Raw genomic sequence first — 21,775 nt, 5'->3', positions numbered from 1 at the left:
ACCCTTGCTTGTTTTCCAGATGGTGCCCATTTTGGTAAGCAATCAGCTGGTCCTTGGTAACCAGAAGGGCGGTGAGCTTTTCTTGATGGATGAGTTGGGCAGCTTGCTCTTGTCCTGCAGAAAAAAGGGCTGTGGCCCAGCTGTCAGCCCAGGCCAGACTATCTGAGAGGACGGTGACTTGGAGTAGGTCTTTTTCACCCCTCACTTCTAGGTGGTGACCCCGCTTGGCCAGTCCAGAAGTGGCAAGGGCGCCCTCCTTGAGAGGATAAATGGCCAAAAACTCCTGCAGATTATCCGGATTTTCGATGCCAATTTGCCAAGTAAAGTCTTCATTTTCTCTGACCTTTACCTGCATATCCCCACCACCGTTAAAGGCTACAGCGACAATCTCTGGGTAGCTGAGCATAGGTTGTAGCCATTGTTTAAAAAGTTTTTCAACCAGCCAGCCTTTGACAAAGCCAGTTGGATTGTAACCTCCCTGAAAATAGGGGTCAAAATAGCCCTGACTGCGTTTTTTGAGGGCGATAACCTGGGCATAGACTTCCTGAAATTCGGCATCAAAGATGGGCCTTTGGTCCCCTGCTTGAAAACGGGAAACCAAGGAGGTCTGACGGAAGGCTGAAAATTTCTCTTCTAAGCGCTCCAGTTCAGTCTGAACATGGGGGATGAGCTCTGCGATCTTATTCTCAGCAAAAGCCCGATCCTTTGCCATCAGGCTAATGGTAAAGGGCAAGGTCATGGCCTGCAGGGTTTGAGTGACCAGTTCTAGCTTAGGCATTGGCTTGATTGATAGCATCTTGCAGGGAGCCTGTAAAGCCGTTGAAGGCTTCAGTTGCACCTGAAACTAGCTGGACAGTAGACGATTGATTGGCCAAGGCTTCTTGCGTGTAAACTGGCAGCGCATCTGCATTGATTTGCTGCGAGCGAGCATTCTCGTTTGGAAATTCCAATACATCGATCGCTGTGATTTGGCCACTAGCAACTGTAATTTGTACCTGGTAATCGCCTCGATTGGTCGACGTGACTGTCCCAGTAAAGGTGCCGTCTGTCAGACTAGCATTGCTGCTTGCGCTGGTGCTAGATGTAGTGCCTGAAGATGATGTGGAAGCTGAAATGCTTGCATTTGTTGCGTTCCCACTTTTCCCGAGGTTATTGGTCAAAAGGAGAACAGCATTTGCGGCGACTGCTGTTAAGGCAGCCCCACCAAGGATAAGGTTTTGGGTATTTTTTTTCATAAATTTGTGGTCAAAGGGAGCAAGCCCTTTGCTTGATTCCTTTCGTTTTATCTAAAGCTAAAGCCTTCATATACCAGCTCAGCTTTAGGATTTTTTTCCTCAAAGGTTTTGGCAAAATTGTTCATCATGACAAGTGGACCACACATGAAAACGGTGGTGTCATCCGTCAGGTCATAGTTATCAAAGTTGAGGTAGCCATCTACATTGCTGTCTGTAAGAGTCAGATGGAGTTTGGGATTTTTCTCAGCGTAGGCCCGGAGTTCCTCCAGATACACAGCATTTTCAGCTCCTGTATAAGCATAGAAGAAATCCACCTGCTTATCCAAATTAGGATTTTCACGTAGGTAGGAGATAAAAGGTGTAATACCAATCCCTCCAGCAATCCAAACTTGTTTGTCGCGGCCTTCTTCTAAAATCATATGACCGTAAGCCCGGTCCACCTTGACTCTGGCACCAACTTGAAGCTCACGGTAGATTTGCCCTGTGTAGTCTCCAGAACCCTTAATCGTGAAGTAGAGGGTCTTGCCCCGTCCACCAGAAATGGAAAACGGATGGGGAGCTTTTTCAAAACCTTTTTCCAATATTTTAATGAAGGCAAACTGTCCAAACTGGTAGTCAAACTCCTTGTTTAAGTGGAGTTTCATTTCCGTCGTGTCATGATTGAGGTGGCGAATCCCTGCTACCCGACCGTAGTAGCTAAAACCAAACTCTTGGTAAAGGAAAATCATATAAAAGCCAGACCAAATTCCTAGAATTGCAAAGACATTGACGACCAAGGACAGGAGACTGAAACTAAAGAGACTAACAGGACTAAGAATGTAAGCATGGACTAGACCCAAAATATAGGCAACATAAACCAAGCGGTGAACGATCCGCCAAATCTCGTACTTAATCTTGTGTCCAAGGTAAGCAATCCCGATAATAGACAGAAAGAGGAGGATTGATACTTCCCCGATGATGCCAGCTGTGCTAGCACCCGAAATCCCCATCATGTACTGGTGCAAAATCAGAAAGACGATGGAAAAGATAGCGAGAACCTTGTGGAAGAAATACATACTTTCAATTCCGTGGAACCATTTTTCAAGGATGCGCGAGCGTGTCGCCAACATAAAAGTCAAAGAAAGAGTTGTAAGGGCAATGCCCGCTCCTGTATAGGGACTGGTGGCAGCGTTAGACGCCCATGCAAATGCTGTGATGAGGATGCTGATCAGAATCAAAGCTATCCCTGGAAGTTGTTTTTTCATAGTTATTCCTTACTAGTTAGTAGTTTATAAGGAGTAATTTTACCATAGAAGTTGGGTTGGAGCAAGTTAACTGCTTATCATTGAGAAAAGAAACCAAAAAGAAATAGAGGACAGGACGAAATGTTCTTTTCTCTAGCCAATCTGTAGCTGACTGTAACCATATCAGGCTGTGGCTATTTTACTTGTCAGTTTGTACCAATCTGACTAATCATAAAGTGAGCAGTCTAAAGCAAATAGCATAGGTAGAGTGAACTTTTGAAAAAGATTCGCAAAATGTAAGAGCACCAATACTTGTCTAGTATAAGGAATTATTTGGAAGTGTATGGTGTTTGGTAAGAGTCAGTTAATACCGAAAAGCGTATGACCATACCTGGATGTTAGGGAGATTATCCAGTGGACTAATAATGAGTCCAAAGGAAGAAAGGACTGTCATGTGACTCAATCGATGTGGGTGATGAGCAGAAGAACACTTGAGAATACTATCCAACTCAAAAAAATCGTAGTCACCATCAGTGCTACGATTTTCTATATCTTTACCCGATTTCAGGAAAGAGTTTTGCCAAGATTTTGGGAGTCAGGGCTTGACCAGGGCCTTGGGCGCAATAGGTATGCATATACATAGAAGGATTAAAGTTCAGCTCGATACAGGTGCAGTTAGGGGCATCTGGACGAGATGGTATCGTATTATCTGGGATGATGAGATCCACTCCGCAGGCCCAAGCTCCCATAGCTTTCGCCATCTGGGCAGCCAGTTCCTTGTAGGAAGGATGCATGGTCTCGGTTACATCAATCGAGTCGCCTCCAGTTGAGATGTTGGAGTTGCGTCTGAGATTGACTTGTACCCCTGCTGGTAGGATATCATCCGGTCCGTAGCCTTGTTGACTGAGCATGAGTCGTTCAATGTCTCCCAGTTGAATGATTTCAAGGGGAGAGCGGTGGTCGCGACCCCGTAACGGATTGTCGTTTTTGAGGGCGACGAGCTCTCTGACGGTGTGGATGCCATCCCCGACGATATTGGCTGCTACCCGGAGCAAAACAGCTTCACAGACGCCATCTAGGACAAAGAAGCGGTACTCGGTTCCTGCGATGAATTCTTCTACTAATACAGCACTGTCTTCAGCAAAGGCGATTTCCAGAGCCTTTTGATAGGATTCCAGACTGGCTGGTTCTTGAAAGATAGAAATGCCCAGTCCAAAGTTGGTTGATTTGGGCTTAACAACGATTTGTTTGTCCTTGATAAAAGGGTAGTAGGCGAGACCAGCTTCTAGACTAGTAAATTCCTCTCCAGCAGGGACGGGGAAGTGGGCAGCTTGGAGGATTTTCTTGGTTACAGTTTTATTGGCCATGGCAAGAGGGATGACATAGTTGTCTTTAGAGGTCATGTTGCCGTTTTTGACATATTCGACATGCTGGTCGTGCCAGAGTTTTAAGAACTGGTCTTCCTCATCTAGGATCTCAAAGTGAACTCCTTGTTGGATGACATCAAAGAGCAGCATCTGGGTGGAGAGTTCCATATTTTCATAGCCTTTCAGAGCATAAGGAGCGGTCCAAGCATAATTCTGGTATTCGGTTGCTTTTTCTCGACCAAAGTTGGCCAGAGAGTGGTTCTCGATGTGAGGGAGTAACTGCCCTGAAAGGGTTCGGTGAGGATCTGTAAGGGTTAGACGGAGATTTTCTAGCAAGTCTTGGTAGGAGCGTCCAAGTCCAAAGTGGGCAATCACGGCTTCCATGGCTGCCAAAACAGGCGCTGCATCTGCCTTATTAGGTAGAGGATCTAGGGGATGTGCTAGGGCAACTTGATTATTGAGTTCGTGAGCTTCTTGGAGGAGTCCATCAATTTCTTCCTTGTCTGCCTGATCCATCCAGACAAGGGCTAGGAGCAGGAGATGGACGGTATCCATGGTGGCTTGGTCAATGCCAGTCACTTCAAAAGGATTAAGATCAAAACAGCGCAGTTCTAGATAAGTAATGCCCTGATCTAAAAACTGACGATTGGGTTTTTGGCCACGAAAACGCACAGCAGAGTAGAATTCTTTCTCCGCCAGGAGTTCCCCTTCTTTGACATAGCGCTCAATGTCTGTGATATAGGCTTCAAGATTGGCGTAAGAAACTTGAATGTTGGGTTTATTCACATAGCCGTAGTCGCTATTACGATAGGATCGAACAGGCCCTTGAGGCGCTTCCTTGTAAAATCCTTCCTCTGCTAGAGGAGCGGCTCCATAGAGATAGGTCAAGAGCCAGCGGTAGCGTAGGAAGTTTTGGGCGAGCTTGAGATAGAGGTCGTTTTTAAAGGATTTTTTGTCTCTATAGTCACTCACCTGATAGAGTGCCTGAACCAGATCCGCTCCCAGCTCGATATTGTAGTGGATCCCAGAGATGGCTTGGAGCTTGGTGCCGTATTTGTCAGCCAGATAGGAGCGGTAGTGGCGTTCAAAGTCGTCCTCTAATTGGGCAATTTGAATGTCAGCTTCTGTGATGTGAGGGGGCATGGATAAGGGCCACATGCGCTCCTTTCTATTGATAGAGCGTCCGGCAACATCTGTAATAGCCCCCAAGAGACGTCTGGCTTCCTGGGTTGATTTGGCAACAGGGGTGATCAATTCGAGCTGAAATTCACTAAAATCCGTCTGGATATAAGGATGGTAGGAGCGAGCTCCACAGACCTCTGGATGAGGCGTTTGGGTCACGCGCCCCTCTAGGTCCACGCGCAAGCTCTCTCGCTCAATACCAAAATTTGCCTGCAGAACAGGGCTCGCTGCATCTAGTTGTTGAAGAAGTTGATTCATTTTCATAAACTCACCTGTATTTGTTGGTAGAATAGATACAGTTTATTATAAATAAGCAGAGAATTCAAATTTTCGCTACGTTTTCCCGAACTTTTTGAAAAATAAACACAGTTTAAAGGCGGGGAATGACTGTTGCCCCCTCTAGAAATTTGGTTTAACCTTCTATTTTGTTACGGGAGGGCTTAAAAAGAATAAGAAATATCTCTGTTTGACAACCTTTTTTCAAGAAGCTGATTGTTGTAGTATGCTCCTTTATTTTCTCGTGAGGGAAAACAGGTGGAGATTATTTATTTTATGAAATCAATTGTTAGAGAGTTCAATTTTTTGAGAGCTTTTTTAAAAAAATTGACACATGAAGTGCCCAAAAACTTTGCCATATTGGCTTTTTAAGAAATTATGGTATAATAGTACTAATTTTGATAGATGGAGTGATGTTTTGAAGAAAAGCTATCGTGTCAAGAGTAAGATTGATTTTAATGCATTATTTAAAAATGGAGCGAGTGTGGCCAATCGGAAGTTTGTCATTTATCATCTGGATAGAGAAATGCCCCATTTTCGTGTTGGCTTATCGGTTAGCAAGAAGCTAGGAAATGCTGTTACACGCAATAGCATCAAGCGAAAGATTCGCCATGTTCTTATCAGACACAGTTGGCACTTGCAGTCTGAGGATTTTGTCGTGATTGCAAGAAAGGGTGTTGAGGAGCTTGATTATCAGGAAGTGGAAAAAAATCTCCTCCATGTTTTAAAACTTGCAAATCTATATCAGGAAGGTATTCACAGTGAAAAAGAAAGTTCAATTAGCTAGTTTAGGAGCAGTTAGCCTTCTTGTCCTTACAGCTTGTGGGACAGGGACGGTAGATGCAAATTCTAGTAGTCTTTGGGAACGTTTTGTTTATCTGTTTGCAGAGATGATCCGTTTCTTGTCGTTTAATGGAAATGTCGGTGTAGGAATTGTTCTCTTTACAATCCTTATTCGGACGGTTTTATTACCAGTTTTTCAATTTCAGATGACATCATCTAGAAAATTGCAAGAAGCGCAACCCCATCTGCGTCGCTTGCAGGAAAAATATCCAGGAAAAGACATGGAAAGTCGTAATTTACTGGCTCAGGAAACGCAACAACTCTATAAGGAGTTGGGAGTTAATCCTTATGTTAGTTTTCTTCCTCTTTTCATCCAGCTTCCTGTATTACTTGCCCTTTTTCAAGCCTTGACACGTGTGGAGTTTTTGAAAGTCGGACACTTCCTTTGGCTCAATATCGCAGAACCGGATCCCTACTTTATCTTACCGATTTTAGCGGCAGGTTTCACCTTCCTCAGCACTTGGTTGAGTAATAAGTCTCTAGCAGAGAAGAACGGAGCTACCACTGCAATGCTCTACCTCATGCCTCTAATGATTGCCTTCTTTTCATTTGGAATGGCAAGTGGAGTAGCCCTTTACTGGACCGTTTCAAATGCTTATCAGACTTTGCAAACCTTGGTGTTGAACAATCCGTTTAAAATCATTGCAGAACGAGAAGCAGAAGCTACAGCTATCAAAGAAAAAGAAGCTAGGAAAAAGCGTGCACTTCGAAAAGCACAGAAAAAGAGAAAATAAGGAGGTCTTGCTTTATGGTAGTATTTACAGGAGCAAGCGTAGAAGAAGCAATTCAAAAAGGTCTAAATGAGTTGGATCTACCCCGTATGAAGGCCCATATTCGAGTATTGGCTCGTGAGAAAAATGGCTTTTTGGGATTTGGCAAAAAACCAGCTCAAGTTGATGTAGAACCCATTAGTGAAACAACGGTTTCAAAAGCTGATCAGCAAGCTGTACGTGGTGTACCTAAAACAATTAATGAAAAAAATGAACCTGTTAAGACCGTGAGTCAAGAAACGGTTGATTTAGGTAAAGTGGTTACAGCTATTAAGAAGGCTGAGGAAAAAGGGCAAGAAATCTCAGAGGAAATCAAGTCTGAAATTCTTAAGAATGAAAAACATGTAGAGACGGTACTAGAAGAGCAAGGGGAAAAAGAGTTATTATCTGGAAATACAGGAATCATCGATCTTTCTGCACGCCGAGAAGCACAGAAATTGAAGGAGGATTCTATCTCAGATGTTGATGTGGCAGAAGCTGTGTTGAACCAAGATGAGACAGGAGACTTTGATGATTTAGGGATTTCTCTTGAACCAAGTTATGATATTGATGAAGTCGTTGAGCAGGTGACGGATTATGTTCAAAAGATTGTGAATGAGATGGACGTTGATGCGGATATATCAAGTAGTTATAATCGTCGTACGATTAATATGCAAATCGATACGAATGAACCTGGGCGGATTATCGGCTATCACGGTAAAGTCCTCAAATCTCTTCAGCTTCTAGCTCAAAACTATCTGTATAACCGTTATGAAAAAAACTTCTACATTTCAATCAATGTCAATGATTATGTAGAGCATCGTGCAGAAGTTTTGCAAAGTTATGCTCAGAAATTAGCAGATCGAGTTTTAGAGTTCGGACAGCGTCAACATACAGACCCGATGTCTAACAGTGAACGAAAAATTATCCATCGCATTATTTCTCGTATCGAGGGTGTGACCAGCTATTCTGAGGGTGACGAGCCCAACAGATATGTCGTTGTGGATATTGAAGGATAAGAGTCAGGAGAAAACTTCTGACTTTTTTAAAATGAAGGAGTCGATATGTACGCTGCTATTCAGGGATTTATAGACTTGCAAGGAAGGAAGTATCTAGCTCCCCAAAAAGCTGGAGATTTAGGAGATGTGATGGTTTCTTACAAAGAAACAGGGCAGGCTGCAAGGGCAGAATTTACAAACCTGGCAAAAGATTTTCAAGCTTTTTATCCTAGACTTCAGTTGCAAAGGGTGAGCAATTGGATGAACCAAGCACAGATTTTGCGCCCGCACTTCTGGGTGTATTTACAGGGATATGGAGACTTAACGGAACCTATGTTTGCTTTACGCTTGTATGGGACAGCACAGGATTTTGGGATTTCTCTTGAGGTTAGTTTCATTGAACGAAAAAAGATGAAACCAGTCTCTTAAAACAAAATCGTGTTCTTCAAGTTCCTGTGACAGATTCTGTTTATTATTTGGCGCAGATAGATGGAGTAAGCCAGATCTTTAGAGGAACTGAGGAAAATCGCATCTTGTTATGTGATAAGGTAGCTAATGGAGCAGTCCGTAAAGTGTTAGTGAAGAAGGATGTCAATCTGTCTCAAGCAACATCTCATTCACACGTTTTACACCACATGCAAGTAGCTTTAGAAAGTTTGATTCCGTATTATGATGCCACCAGGTAGCCGAAACAGCAGAATATAGTAACAAGCTTGATTTTGTAAAAAAGAAGATAGAGGCTTGACAAATGGAAAATAATCCGATAGAATAGTAAAGTATGTTTAGTAACTGATCAAAAATAGCCGGCTAAACGAATACACAAATCTATCAGGAGGTATTCAACGTGAAACGTACTTATCAACCAAGTAAAATCCGTCGTCAACGTAAACATGGATTCCGTCACCGTATGTCAACTAAAAACGGCCGTCGCGTGCTTGCTAGCCGTCGCCGTAAAGGACGTAAAGTCTTGTCTGCATAATAGACGATTAAAAACCAGTAGAGACTCGAGACTACTGGTTTTTTGCTTGCCTTTTGGTATAATGGAGAAAAGAAATGGGAGGATTGAAAGTGAACATTTTTGACACACATACACATCTGAATGTGGAAGAATTTGCGGGTCGTGAGCAGGAAGAGTTGGCCTTGGCAACGGAGATGGGCGTGACTCGTATGAACATCGTAGGTTTTGACACACCAACCATCGAGCGTGCCTTGGAACTGGTGGAGAACTACGACCAACTCTTTGCAACAGTTGGATGGCACCCTACAGAAGCTGGGACTTATACGGATGATGTGGAGAACTATTTGTTAGAGAAACTTAAGCATCCTAAGGTAGTGGCTCTGGGGGAGATTGGACTAGATTATCACTGGATGACTGCTTCGAAGGAAGTACAAGAGGACGCTTTTCGTCGTCAAATTCAACTGTCAAAAAACTGTAACTTACCTTTTGTGGTGCATACACGGGAGGCTTTAGAGGATACTTACGCTATTATCAAAAGCGAGGGTGTAGGATCTCGTGGAGGCATTATGCATTCCTACTCAGGAACATTAGAAATGGCAGAAAAGTTCCTAGATTTAGGGATGATGATTTCTTTTTCAGGGGTGGTAACCTTTAAAAAAGCATTGGATATCCAAGAAGCTGCGACGAAGTTGCCACTGGATAAGATTTTAGTCGAGACAGATGCTCCTTATCTAGCTCCAGTTCCTAAGCGTGGTCGGGAAAACAAGACGGCCTACACACGTTATGTAGTTGAAAAGATAGCGGAACTCCGTGACTTAGAAGTTGAGGAAGTAGCAGTAGCGACTTATGAGAATGCCCAACGTCTTTTCGGTTTGAGGGATTAAAAAATGAGAAAAAGAATTTCGCAAGTCATTGTTGTGGAAGGACGGGACGATACGGCTAATCTTAGGCGATATTTTGAAGTTGAAACCTATGAAACCAGGGGATCGGCTATCGATGATAGAGATATGAAACGGATTGCTCGACTTCATGAACTGCATGGAGTGATTGTTTTTACGGATCCAGACTACAATGGCGAACGGATCAGGCGGTTAATCACAACAGCTATCCCTAGCGTACAGCATGCTTTTTTGAGAAGGGATGAGGCAAGACCCAAGTCTAAGAGTAGAGGTCGCTCTTTAGGTGTTGAACATGCTAGCTATGAAGATTTGAAAACTGCCTTGGCACAGGTTACAAAAAATGAGAAACGAGAAAAATATTGTGACATTAGCAGAAGTGATTTGATTCGTTTCGGTTTTTTAGCAGGGAAAGATAGCCGCAAACGGCGGGAGTTTTTAGGGGAGACTCTTCGTATCGGATATTCTAATGGTAAGCAGCTCCTTAAACGCTTGGAACTTTTTGGAATAACCTTGCACGAGTTGGAAAAGGCGATGAAAGAGTATCAAGGTAATTGATGAAAAGTGAAAGAAATCTTTCAATAGAAATGCATCGGAATAGAGAGGAATCAAGAAGGGGTGTCTCGTACGAGGGAGACAAAGTCAATATTTTTACTTATAAATTTTTAGGTAAAATGTAAGGAATTATGTTAAAATAAAAGCAGTACAGTTAGAAAAGAGAATACATGCGGATTGCAGATTACAGCGTGACGCGCGCTATTTTAGAGCGTCATGGGTTCACTTTTAAAAAGTCCTTTGGGCAGAACTTTTTGACAGATACGAATATTTTACAAAAGATTGTCGATACAGCTGAAATTGACAAAGATGTTAATGTTATTGAAATCGGGCCTGGTATCGGAGCCTTAACCGAGTTTTTAGCGGAAAACGCAGCAGAAGTTATGGCATTTGAGATTGATAATCGTTTGGTACCGATTTTAGCAGATACCTTGCGTGATTTTGATAATGTGACAGTTGTTAACGAGGATATTCTCAAGGTTGACTTGGCACGACATATACAGAATTTTAAAAATCCTGATTTGCCTATTAAAGTGGTGGCTAATTTGCCCTACTATATCACGACCCCCATTCTTATGCATTTGATTGAAAGTAGGATTCCTTTTAGCGAGTTTGTAGTCATGATGCAAAAAGAGGTAGCAGATCGGATATCAGCTCAACCGAATACCAAAGCTTATGGAAGTTTATCCATTGCTGTTCAGTATTACATGACTGCCAAGGTTGCTTTTGTCGTACCACGGACAGTCTTTGTACCAGCGCCAAATGTAGATTCTGCCATTCTTAAAATGGTGCGACGCCCTGAACCAGCGGTGACAGTAAAGGATGAGTTATTCTTCTTTAAGGTAGCGAAAGCCAGTTTTACTCATCGTCGGAAAACGCTTTGGAATAATCTAATAGGTTATTTTGGTAAGGGGGAGGAAGTAAGGGAGCAGTTGACAGCTGCTTTGAACTCATCAAACCTTGCACCCAGTGTCCGAGGCGAGGCTTTGGATTTAGTCGATTTTGCGAGACTGGCAGATGCTTTACAGGAACAAGGGTTAGGAACTAGGAGAGGAATATAGTTGCAAGGAAGAATTATCAAGGCGTTAGCAGGTTTTTACTATGTCGAAAGTGATGGAAAAGTTTACCAGACGCGTGCCCGTGGGAATTTTCGTAAGAAAGGGCAGACGCCTTATGTGGGGGATGAGGTTGACTTTACAGCTGAGGAAAACTCAGAGGGCTATATTCTTAGTATTGAACCACGAAGAAATAGCTTAGTTCGGCCGCCGATTGTTAACATTGATCAGGCGGTGGTCATTGTGTCAGCTAAAGAACCAGACTTTAATAGCAATTTGCTTGATCGCTTTCTAGTTCTATTAGAGTACAAGAGGATTCACCCGATTATTTATATTTCAAAGATGGATTTGTTAAAAACTGACTCTGAATTGAACCAGTTTCAGGAAGTTTATAGGGAAATAGGATATGATTTTGTGACCAGTAAAGAGGCGCTTTTGCCATTGTTGACTGGTAAAATCACGGTTTTTATGGGGCAAACCGGTGTAGGGAAATCGACTCTTCTCAACACGATTGCTCCGGACTTACAGCTTGAAACAGGGGAGATATCAGATAGCCTAGGGCGAGGACGCCATACAACACGTGCTGTTAGTTTTTACAATCTTAATGGTGGAAAAATAGCAGATACACCTGGTTTTTCATCTTTGGACTATGAAGTGTCCACAGCTGAAGAACTCAATTATGCTTTTCCTGAAATAAAGGAAGAAAGTCAAGCTTGCAAGTTTCGTAGCTGTACCCATACGCATGAACCAGCCTGCGCTGTGAAGCCAGCTGTTGAAGCTGGTCAAATAGCCCGTTTTCGCTTTGATAATTATTTGCAATTTCTCAGTGAAATTGAGAATCGTCGTGAAACCTATAAAAAAACAGCTAAAAAAATACCGAAATAAAGGAGTTTCGTATGTCACATTACAAAATCGCTCCATCTATTCTCGCTTCAGACTATGCCAACTTTGAACGAGAAATCAAACGCTTAGAAGAAGCAGGAGCAGACTACGCTCATATTGATATTATGGATGGGCACTTTGTCCCTAATATTAGCTTTGGTGCGGGTGTAGTTGCTGCCCTTCGTCCCCATAGTAAGTTGGTCTTTGACTGCCATCTTATGGTGTCTAACCCAGAGCAACATATCGAAGAGTTTGCCAGAGCAGGAGCCGATATTATCAGTATCCATGTGGAGGCAACGCCTCATATTCACGGTGCTTTACAAAAAATCCGTGCTACAGGTGTCAAACCTGCAGTGGTATTAAATCCAGGTACCTCTATTGAAAGCATTAAACCAGTGTTGCATTTGGTTGACCAGGTCTTGGTTATGACAGTAAATCCTGGTTTTGGAGGACAGGCTTTTCTACCAGAAACCATGGATAAAGTAAGAGAATTGGTAAACCTTCAAAAACAAAATCAGCTAGATTTTGATATCGAAGTAGATGGTGGTATTGATGATCATACAATTGCTGTTGCAAAGGAAGCAGGTGCTACCATCTTTGTTGCGGGTTCCTATGTCTTTAAAGGGGATGTAGCTGAGCGAATTCAGCTTCTTCGCGAAAAACTTCATGACTAAGATAGGGGTATTTGCAGGTGGTGATTTGAGTTATTACCATACAGATGTTGATTGGATGGTCGGAGTTGATAGAGGCGCTTTATGGCTGTTAGAGAAAGGGCTACCCCTTGACTACGCTGTTGGGGACTTTGACTCTGTGACGCAAAAAGAGTTTGACTGGATCCAGCAAAAAGCAGTCAAACTGGTGACAGCCTGTCCTGAAAAAGATGATACAGACTTGGAATTAGCCCTTTTAACGGTTTTAAAAGAACATCCTAAAGCGGATATCGTTATTTTTGGTGCTTTTGGGGGGCGATTGGATCACGGATTGGCAAATGTTTTTTTGCCTAGTAATACGCAACTTGCTCCTTATATGCAACAAATTCAGCTACAGGACCAGCAAAACCTGCTTTGTTATTGTCCGCAAGGATCTAGTCGTCTAGAGGAAAAATCAGGTTATCATTACCTAGCCTTTCTGCCTGTTCAAGATTGTCAATTGACGATTAAGGGAGCCAAGTATGAACTGAATGAAGAAAATTTTTTCTTTAAGAAAGTCTATGCTTCCAATGAATTTGATGGTCAACCTGTTGAAGTGTTCTGTCCACTTGGCTATGTGGTGGTTATATACAGCAGGGATAGGAGTTAGTATGGACGTCATCATTGTAATCTTGTTGTTACTTAATCTAGTGGGTCTTTATTTACTATTTCAGGGTCAAGGGAAGCGAGATGACCAGTTGAAACGTAACTTAGAAGACCAGGCTGATCATCTGTCAGACCAGTTGGATTATCGTTTTGACCAGGCGAGACAGGCTGATTTGATAGCTCAGAAAAATCTGGAAGTTGCCATTAGTGATCGTCTGCAAGCTGTCAGAGAGGATTTGTATCAAGGTCTCACTCAGGTTCGCCAAGAGATGACAGACAACCTTTCGCAAAATAGGGATAAAACAGATGAGCGTCTCAAAGAAATTCAAGCTTCCAATGAAGTCCGTTTGGAACAGATGCGACAAACAGTTGAAGAAAAACTAGAAAAAACCTTACAAACCAGACTTCAGTCCTCTTTTGAAACAGTCTCTCGTCAGTTAGAATCTGTTAATCGTGGTTTAGGGGAGATGCAAACTGTTGCAAGGGATGTAGGAACGCTAAACAAGGTTTTGTCGAATACGAAGACTCGAGGTATTTTAGGAGAGTTGCAACTTGGTCAAATTATCGAAGATATTATGACACCGGCTCAATATGAACGAGAATTTGCAACGGTTGCCTCTTCTAACGAGCGGGTTGAATATGCGATTAAACTTCCGGGACAAGAAGGTCAGGATTATGTTTATTTACCTATTGATTCGAAGTTCCCTTTGGCGGATTACTATCGCTTAGAAGACGCTTACGAAGCAGGAAATAAGGAAGAAATAGAGTTTCATCGTAAGGCGCTACTAGCTAGTGTTAAGCGATTTTCTAGGGATATACAACAGAAGTATCTGTCACCACCTAGGACAACAAATTTTGCGATTTTATTCCTGCCGACGGAGGGTCTCTACTCGGAAATTGTTCGCAATCCATCCTTTTTTGATGGGCTTCGTCGAGAAGAACAGATAGTGGTTGCAGGTCCAAGTACCTTGTCTGCACTACTGAACTCCCTATCTGTTGGATTTAAGACACTAAACATCCAGCGTAGTGCAGATGATATCAGCAAGACCTTAGCCAGTGTAAAAACAGAATTTGGTAAGTTTAGTGGTATTTTGGTTAAAGCCCAAAAGCATTTGCAACATGCTTCGGGTAATATTGATGAGCTGTTGACTCGAAGGACAAATGCCATCGAGCGAACACTTCGCCATATTGAATTATCAGATGGAGAGGCTCCACTTGAATTGTTGCAATTTCAGGAAGATGAGGTAGGATATGAAGATTAGTCAAATGAAAAAAGATGAGCTGTTTGAAGGTTTTTACCTCATCAAATCAGCTGAAGTTCGTCAAACGCGTGCAGGAAAGAATTATCTAGCCTTTACATTTCAAGATGATAGTGGTGAAATTGAAGGAAAGCTCTGGGATGCCCAAGCGCATAATGTTGCAGAATTTACAGCGGGGAAGGTTGTCCATATGCAAGGGCGACGCGAAGTTTATAACAACACTCCTCAGGTTAATCAAATTACACTGCGATTGCCTTTGTCAGGAGAGCCTCACAATCCAGCTGATTTTAAAGAGAAGCCTCCAGTTGACGTGAAGGACTTACGAGACTATCTCTCTCAAATGATTTTTAAAATTGAAAACCCAATCTGGCAACGCCTGGTACGAGCTCTCTATGCGAAGTATGACAAAGAGTTCTATCGTTATCCTGCTGCAAAGACCAACCATCACGCTTTTGAATCTGGCTTAGCTTATCATACGGCTACGATGGTACAACTAGCAGAAGCTATTGCCCAGATTTATCCTCAGCTCAACAAAAGTTTACTATATGCAGGAATTATGTTACATGATTTGGCCAAAGTTATAGAGTTGTCAGGACCAGATCAAACTGAGTATACGATAAGAGGGAACCTGATTGGGCATATTGCTTTAATTGATGAAGAAATTAGTAAGACTCTAACAGAGCTTAATATTGATGATAGCAAGGAAGATGTGATTGTTCTTCGACATGTTATCCTGAGTCATCATGGATTATTAGAATACGGCAGCCCTGTTAGACCTAAAATTATGGAAGCAGAAATCATTCACATGATTGATAATTTAGATGCTAGCATGATGATGATGACATCTGCTCTCGACCGAATCGGGGTTGGAGAAATGACCAGTCGTATATATGCTATGGACAATCGTTCTTTTTATAAACCTGATTTAGATTAATAATTTATTACAAACGAACATTTTTTAATTCGCAATGTTCGTTTTTTGAATAAAATGTGATATAATAAAAATAAATATGAATAGAATGGAATGAAAGATTAAATGAAATTACGACGTAGTGAACGTATGGTAGTCATTTCAAACTACCTAATTAACCATCCATATGAACTAACGAGCCTAAATGTTTTTGCACAACGCTATGATTCTGCTAAATCATCCATTTCAGAGGATATTGTGATTATTAAGCGTGCCTTTGAGCAGATGGAAATCGGGAATATTGAAACCATCACAGGGGCTGGTGGAGGGGTAGTCTTTACTCCTACCATCTCAGATCGTGAATCACGAGCAATGGCTGATGAATTATGTGAAAAATTATCAGAAAGTGATCGCATCTTGCCTGGTGGTTATATTTACTTGTCTGATTTACTATCTACACCTAGTATTTTGACCAATATCGGTCGTGTGATTGCTAAGTCTTTCCGTGATCAAAAAATTGATGCTGTTATGACTGTAGCTACAAAGGGAGTTCCTCTTGCAAATGCTGTTGCAAATGTCTTGAATGTTCCCTTTGTCATTGTCCGTCGTGATTTAAAAATCACGGAAGGATCTACTGTTTCTGTTAACTATGCATCAGGTTCTAGTGACCGCATCGAGAAAATGTTTCTTTCAAAAAGGAGTCTTAAAGCAGGGAGTCGAGTTCTTATTGTAGATGATTTCCTTAAAGGTGGAGGTACAATTAACGGAATGATTAGTCTCTTGTCTGAGTTTGATTCAGAATTAGCAGGTGTAGCGGTATTTGCAGATAATGCACAAGAAGCGAGAGAACAACATTTTGACTATAAGTCTCTACTTAAAGTGACGAACATAGATGTGAAAACAAATCATGTGGATGTCGAACTCGGGAATCTCTTTGACAAGTAGGAGTAGATATGAGGAATTTATTAGATAAGTTTGATCAAAGCTCACTGGTGGTTAAAATCTTGGCCTCTGCTTTGACGCTAGTTATTCTTTTTACAGGTCTTTTCTTTGCGAGTCGCAGTACAGCAAGCCAAAGTCAATACCGCTCTGTCCGTCGCGAAGCAAGTAGCACAAGTTCAAGTGTTACGACTAGTAGTCAGTCAGAAACTGAGCAAGAGATAAAGCAAGCTGCTGAAGATGCTGTTAAAAATTTGGAAGAAAATCCGGATGCAGATAAACTAGAAGCAGCGAAAACAGCCGTCGCTAAGATAAAATCTCCTGAAGATAAGAGAGCTTTTGAGGAGCGAATTGAAGCTGTTGAAAAAACTATGGCTGGTGAAACAACTGTTCAAGAGTCACAGGCAAGTAGTCAGACAAGCTCGTCTATTACTTCAAACCCAACAGTTACAACTCCACCTGCTGTCAATAATGCTCCATCCATTACGGTCCCAGAAACGAGTCAGCAACAGTCTGAAAGTTCGCAGACAGTTCCTAGCCAGTCTTCTTCTACTGTGGAAACTCCAGCTAGTTCTTCTACAGCCACTTATGTGGATTCTAGTGGACAAACTTATACTGCTGATCAGGTCTATACAGATCCAGCGACCGGAGAAACCTACGTAAGAGAATAAAGTGTTGAAAATGATTTGCATTTTCTGGGCAGATACGGTATAATAGTTATAATATTTGTCGTGTGTCTTGTTTGAAATATTGTCCGAGCAAGGCTTACAGCAGTTAAATCAAACTTGAATAAGTCGATTTAGCTGCTCTTTTTGTGCCTATTTTTAGGAAATGGAAATTCTGTAATCTAAACTTAAATTTTCTGAAAATTCCTTAAGAAGACAAATGGAAGGGAAATGGTGTTAAACCAGAACCTTAAATTAGATAATCCAGTTTTAGTTTCTTGTGTTATTCGATGAATGGATATTAGAGTGTAGAAGGGAAAACCCCTTCTCTAATCGCATATGCTTACGCTGTCTAATGACTTGAAGAATCAGAAACATACAAGGATTAAAAATGGACTGATAACGGTATGAAGGGATGAGGTTCAGCTTGCAAAGCAGATGTAGGCTCTCTTAGCGCATATCGTCTTCTTAGTCCTCAATATCTTAGTGACTTACCTTGCTCTAATTAGGATGAAAAGATAGAGGGTAACTCCGTCTGCTGTTGTAGGAATCTTGTGGTAGCATGCTTTTCTTTATCTTATGAGGATTGAAAACAAACTGGTTGACATGATGAATCTACAACAAGAGGGACAGAGAAACCTACTTTGTCGTTTATTTTAAAGAGCTTAGTATATTATATAAAGGAGACAAAACTTGGCAGGACATGACGTTCAATACGGGAAACATCGTACCCGTCGTAGTTTTTCAAGAATCAAAGAAGTTCTTGATTTACCAAACTTGATTGAAATCCAAACAGATTCTTTTAAAGATTTCCTTGACCATGGGTTAAAGGAAGTGTTTGAGGATGTACTTCCTATTTCAAACTTTACAGAAACAATGGACTTAGAGTTCGTTGGCTATGAAATGCGGGAACCAAAGTATACCTTAGAGGAAGCACGTATTCATGATGCCAGCTACTCAGCGCCAATTTTTGTGACTTTCCGTTTGGTGAATAAGGAAACAGGCGAAGTAAAAACGCAAGAAGTTTTCTTCGGTGATTTTCCTGTTATGACTGAGATGGGAACCTTCATTATTAATGGAGGGGAACGGATTATTGTTTCTCAGTTGGTACGCTCACCAGGTGTTTACTTTGGCGATAAAGTAGATAAAAATGGAAAAGTCGGCTATGATTCAACAGTTATTCCGAACCGTGGAGCTTGGTTGGAACTTGAAAGTGATTCGAAGGATATTGGATATACCCGTATCGACCGTACTCGTAAGATTCCATTTACAACGCTTGTGCGTGCACTTGGTTTCTCTGGTGATGATGAGATTGTCGATATTTTTGGGGATAGCGAAATTGTACGAAATACAATTGAAAAAGATATCCACAAAAACCCAATGGATTCACGCACAGACGAGGCTTTGAAAGAAATTTACGAACGTCTTCGTCCAGGAGAGCCTAAGACTGCGGAAAGCTCACGTAGTCTCTTGATTGCTCGTTTCTTTGATCCACGTCGATACGATCTTGCTGGCGTTGGTCGTTACAAGATCAATAAAAAATTAAACGTCAAGACTCGTTTGCTGAACCAAACAATAGCGGAACCTTTGGTTGATCCTGAAACAGGTGAGATTCTAGTTGAAGCAGGAACTCAAATGACACGTAAAGTTATCGATAAGATTTCTGATCAATTGGATGGTGATTTAAACAAGATTGTTTATATCCCAAATGATGCGGCTGTTTTGACAGAACCAGTGGTTCTTCAAAAGTTCAAGGTTGTTTCTCCAATTGACCCAGAACGTGTGGTGACGATTATAGGTAATGCCAATCCCGATGATAAAGTGCGTGTGGTGACTCCAGCAGATATCTTGGCAGAAATGAGTTACTTCTTGAACCTAGCGGAAGGTCTTGGTCGAGTGGATGATATCGATCACCTTGGAAACCGTCGAATTCGTGCCGTTGGGGAACTCCTTGCTAACCAAGTTCGTCTTGGTTTGTCACGTATGGAACGAAACGTTCGTGAGCGGATGTCTGTTCAGGACAATGAAGTGCTCACACCACAACAAATCATCAACATCCGTCCAGTTACAGCGGCAATCAAAGAATTCTTTGGTTCTTCTCAATTGTCCCAGTTTATGGACCAACATAACCCGCTATCAGAGTTGTCTCACAAACGTCGTTTGTCTGCTTTAGGTCCTGGTGGTTTGACACGTGACCGTGCCGGATATGAAGTTCGTGACGTACACTATACCCACTATGGTCGTATGTGTCCGATTGAAACGCCTGAAGGACCAAATATCGGTTTGATCAATAACTTGTCATCATACGGGCACCTTAACAAGTATGGTTTTATCCAAACACCATACCGCAAGGTTGATCGTGAGACTGGTACGGTTACCAATGAAATCGTCTGGTTGACAGCTGACTCTGAAGATGAGTACATCGTTGCTCAGGCAAACTCAAAACTGACAGAAGATAATAAATTTGCAGAGCCAATCGTCATGGGACGTCATCAAGGTAACAACCAAGAGTTCCCATCAGATCAAGTTGACTTCGTGGATGTGTCTCCTAAGCAGGTAGTTGCCGTTGCGACAGCATGTATTCCTTTCCTTGAAAACGATGACTCCAACCGGGCCCTCATGGGAGCCAACATGCAACGTCAGGCCGTGCCTTTGATTGATCCAAAAGCGCCTTACGTTGGTACTGGTATGGAGTATCAAGCAGCCCACGACTCAGGTGCTGCGGTTATCGCACAACACGATGGTAAGGTTACTTACGCTGATGCCGACAAGGTTGAAGTTCGTCGTGAAGATGGTTCGCTAGACATCTACCGCATTCAAAAATTCCGCCGTTCAAACTCAGGTACAGCTTACAATCAACGCACCCTTGTAAAAGTTGGTGACGTGGTTGAAAAAGGTGATTTTATCGCTGATGGTCCTTCTATGGAAAACGGGGAAATGGCCCTTGGTCAAAATCCTATCGTTGCCTACATGACATGGGAAGGATACAACTTCGAGGATGCTGTTATCATGTCAGAACGTCTGGTCAAAGACGACGTTTATACCTCTGTTCACTTGGAAGAGTTTGAGTCAGAAACACGCGACACCAAGCTTGGACCTGAAGAAATCACTCGTGAAATCCCTAATGTGGGTGAAGAAGCTCTGAAAAACCTTGATGAGATGGGAATTATCCGCATTGGTGCGGAGGTTAAAGAAGGTGATATCTTGGTAGGTAAGGTCACACCGAAAGGTGAAAAAGATCTGTCAGCTGAGGAACGTCTGCTCCATGCTATCTTCGGTGACAAGTCACGTGAAGTACGTGATACATCTCTTCGTGTACCTCACGGTGCTGATGGTGTCGTAAACGATGTGCGTATCTTTACTCGTGAAAACAAGGATGAATTGCCATCAGGTGTTAATATGCTGGTGCGTGTCTTCATCGCTCAAAAACGGAAAATCAAGGTCGGAGATAAAATGGCGGGACGCCATGGAAATAAAGGGGTTGTATCCCGTATCGTTCCTGTGGAAGACATGCCATATCTTCCTGACGGTACGCCAGTCGACATCATGTTGAACCCTCTTGGGGTGCCTTCACGGATGAACATCGGTCAGGTTATGGAACTTCACCTGGGTATGGCGGCTCGTACTTTAGGTATCCATATCGCGACACCAGTCTTTGACGGGGCAACTTCAGAAGACCTCTGGTCAACTGTCAAGGAAGCCGGCATGGATAGCGATGCCAAGACTATCCTTTATGATGGACGTACAGGTGAGCCATTTGACAACCGTGTCTCTGTAGGTGTCATGTACATGATCAAGCTTCACCACATGGTTGACGATAAACTCCACGCCCGTTCTGTTGGACCATACTCTATGGTTACCCAACAGCCACTTGGAGGAAAAGCTCAGTTTGGTGGACAACGTTTTGGAGAGATGGAGGTTTGGGCACTCGAGGCTTATGGTGCGTCAAACGTTCTTCAAGAAATTTTGACTTACAAGTCAGATGATGTCAACGGACGTTTGAAAGCTTATGAAGCCATCACTAAAGGGAAACCAATTCCAAAACCAGGCGTACCAGAATCTTTCCGCGTTCTTGTAAAAGAATTGCAATCTCTAGGTCTGGACATGCGTGTCCTTGACGAGGATGACCAAGAAGTTGAACTTCGTGATTTAGACGAGGGTGAAGATGATGATATCATCCATGTTGATGATTTAGAAAAAGCGCGTGAAAAAGCAGCTCAAGAAGCAAAAGCAGCTTTTGATGCTGAAGGACAAGATGAGAAATAAAACTGTGTTTTAGATAAGAGGGCAGGCTTAGCCTACCTCACTGGATAGTTATTACTGTGATGTGTTCTTGGATGTTCGGAAGAACCTAGATTCAAGAATGAATTAGGAAAGCTACTTAGATGGGGACTTAGTCTTGCTTGGAGATAGAGTTGTCTAAAAGCAAGACTCTAGCCCCTTGCTAAGTCAGTTTCGAATGTTTTCGTCACTTGAAATAATTGTCAG

19 protein-coding genes and 1 pseudogene are annotated in these 21,775 nt (G+C 42.3%); 16 read left to right on the top strand and 4 right to left on the bottom strand.

Annotated features, from left to right (window positions below; all coding sequences use genetic code 11):
* The 4 genes from STRDD10_RS04630 to gshAB form a co-directional block, all read right to left on the bottom strand.
* Window positions 1-778, bottom strand: a 778-nt coding sequence (locus STRDD10_RS04630) for an FAD:protein FMN transferase (protein WP_067193524.1), incomplete at its 3' end; no start/stop codon positions are given.
* The gene (locus tag STRDD10_RS04625; protein ID WP_067193522.1) at window positions 771-1,235 is read right to left on the bottom strand and encodes an FMN-binding protein; all 465 of its coding nucleotides are present in this window, start codon (window positions 1,233-1,235) and stop codon (window positions 771-773) included. The genes STRDD10_RS04625 and STRDD10_RS04630, both read right to left, overlap by 8 nt.
* Before the next feature lie 47 nt (window positions 1,236-1,282).
* Window positions 1,283-2,479: a ferredoxin reductase family protein gene (locus STRDD10_RS04620; RefSeq protein ID WP_067193520.1), complete on the bottom strand. Its 1,197-nt coding sequence runs from the start codon at window positions 2,477-2,479 to the stop codon at window positions 1,283-1,285.
* Between the two features lie 533 nt (window positions 2,480-3,012).
* Window positions 3,013-5,271 (bottom strand): bifunctional glutamate--cysteine ligase GshA/glutathione synthetase GshB, encoded by a 2,259-nt coding sequence (gene gshAB / locus STRDD10_RS04615; RefSeq protein ID WP_067193518.1) that lies wholly within the window; start codon window positions 5,269-5,271, stop codon window positions 3,013-3,015.
* 430 nt (window positions 5,272-5,701) lie between these two features.
* Between gshAB and rnpA the strand changes: the two genes are divergently transcribed.
* The 16 genes and pseudogenes from rnpA to rpoB all read left to right on the top strand — a co-directional run bounded on the left by rnpA (window position 5,702) and on the right by rpoB (window position 21,553).
* Window positions 5,702-6,070 carry a ribonuclease P protein component gene (gene rnpA, locus STRDD10_RS04610; protein WP_067193516.1) on the top strand — a complete coding sequence of 123 codons (369 nt, stop codon included), beginning with the start codon at window positions 5,702-5,704 and terminating at the stop codon, window positions 6,068-6,070.
* Window positions 6,045-6,860, top strand: a complete 816-nt coding sequence (locus STRDD10_RS04605) for a YidC/Oxa1 family membrane protein insertase (protein WP_067193514.1) — start codon at window positions 6,045-6,047, stop codon at window positions 6,858-6,860. Before rnpA ends, STRDD10_RS04605 begins: the two co-directional genes overlap by 26 nt.
* A 14-nt stretch (window positions 6,861-6,874) precedes the next feature.
* A complete protein-coding gene (gene jag, locus STRDD10_RS04600; protein ID WP_067193512.1) occupies window positions 6,875-7,894 on the top strand; it encodes an RNA-binding cell elongation regulator Jag/EloR in 1,020 nt (339 codons plus the stop codon).
* Between the two features lie 45 nt (window positions 7,895-7,939).
* Window positions 7,940-8,559, top strand: a pseudogene (locus STRDD10_RS04595) (HI_0552 family protein).
* 158 nt (window positions 8,560-8,717) lie between these two features.
* Complete coding sequence (gene rpmH / locus STRDD10_RS04590; protein WP_000831903.1) at window positions 8,718-8,852, top strand: 50S ribosomal protein L34; 135 nt, start codon at window positions 8,718-8,720, stop codon at window positions 8,850-8,852.
* A gap of 74 nt (window positions 8,853-8,926) precedes the next feature.
* Window positions 8,927-9,715 carry a TatD family hydrolase gene (locus STRDD10_RS04585; protein ID WP_331709904.1) on the top strand — a complete coding sequence of 263 codons (789 nt, stop codon included), beginning with the start codon at window positions 8,927-8,929 and terminating at the stop codon, window positions 9,713-9,715.
* Between the two features lie 3 nt (window positions 9,716-9,718).
* Entirely contained in the window at window positions 9,719-10,285 is a 567-nt protein-coding gene (gene rnmV, locus STRDD10_RS04580; RefSeq protein WP_067193510.1) for a ribonuclease M5, read from the top strand.
* Window positions 10,286-10,452: 167 nt separating this feature from the next.
* A complete protein-coding gene (gene rsmA / locus STRDD10_RS04575) occupies window positions 10,453-11,343 on the top strand; it encodes a 16S rRNA (adenine(1518)-N(6)/adenine(1519)-N(6))-dimethyltransferase RsmA (RefSeq protein ID WP_067193509.1) in 891 nt (296 codons plus the stop codon).
* Window positions 11,344-12,222, top strand: a complete 879-nt coding sequence (rsgA, locus tag STRDD10_RS04570) for a ribosome small subunit-dependent GTPase A (protein ID WP_067193507.1) — start codon at window positions 11,344-11,346, stop codon at window positions 12,220-12,222.
* A gap of 11 nt (window positions 12,223-12,233) precedes the next feature.
* Window positions 12,234-12,893: a ribulose-phosphate 3-epimerase gene (gene rpe / locus STRDD10_RS04565; protein WP_067193505.1), complete on the top strand. Its 660-nt coding sequence runs from the start codon at window positions 12,234-12,236 to the stop codon at window positions 12,891-12,893.
* On the top strand, window positions 12,886-13,518 hold the full coding sequence (locus STRDD10_RS04560; RefSeq protein WP_067193503.1) for a thiamine diphosphokinase: 633 nt from the start codon (window positions 12,886-12,888) through the stop codon (window positions 13,516-13,518). Before rpe ends, STRDD10_RS04560 begins: the two co-directional genes overlap by 8 nt.
* A 1-nt stretch (window position 13,519) precedes the next feature.
* Complete coding sequence (gene rmuC / locus STRDD10_RS04555) at window positions 13,520-14,776, top strand: DNA recombination protein RmuC (RefSeq protein WP_067193501.1); 1,257 nt, start codon at window positions 13,520-13,522, stop codon at window positions 14,774-14,776.
* Window positions 14,766-15,707: a 3'-5' exoribonuclease YhaM family protein gene (locus STRDD10_RS04550; RefSeq protein WP_067193499.1), complete on the top strand. Its 942-nt coding sequence runs from the start codon at window positions 14,766-14,768 to the stop codon at window positions 15,705-15,707. The genes rmuC and STRDD10_RS04550 overlap by 11 nt, the downstream gene beginning before the upstream one ends.
* 102 nt (window positions 15,708-15,809) lie before the next feature.
* Window positions 15,810-16,628: a pur operon repressor gene (purR, locus tag STRDD10_RS04545; RefSeq protein ID WP_067193497.1), complete on the top strand. Its 819-nt coding sequence runs from the start codon at window positions 15,810-15,812 to the stop codon at window positions 16,626-16,628.
* 8 nt (window positions 16,629-16,636) lie between these two features.
* Window positions 16,637-17,293, top strand: coding sequence for an RAD23 family protein (locus tag STRDD10_RS04540; protein ID WP_067193495.1), 657 nt, complete (start codon window positions 16,637-16,639; stop codon window positions 17,291-17,293).
* Window positions 17,294-17,980: 687 nt separating this feature from the next.
* Window positions 17,981-21,553, top strand: coding sequence for a DNA-directed RNA polymerase subunit beta (gene rpoB, locus STRDD10_RS04535; RefSeq protein ID WP_067193493.1), 3,573 nt, complete (start codon window positions 17,981-17,983; stop codon window positions 21,551-21,553).
* Window positions 21,554-21,775: the final 222 nt, after the last annotated feature.

Source organism: Streptococcus sp. DD10, from assembly GCF_001578805.1.
Taxonomy (GTDB): Bacteria; Bacillota; Bacilli; order Lactobacillales; family Streptococcaceae; genus Streptococcus.
The sequence above is the reverse complement of the archived record's forward strand: the minus strand, read 5'-3'. Positions and strand labels throughout refer to the sequence as shown.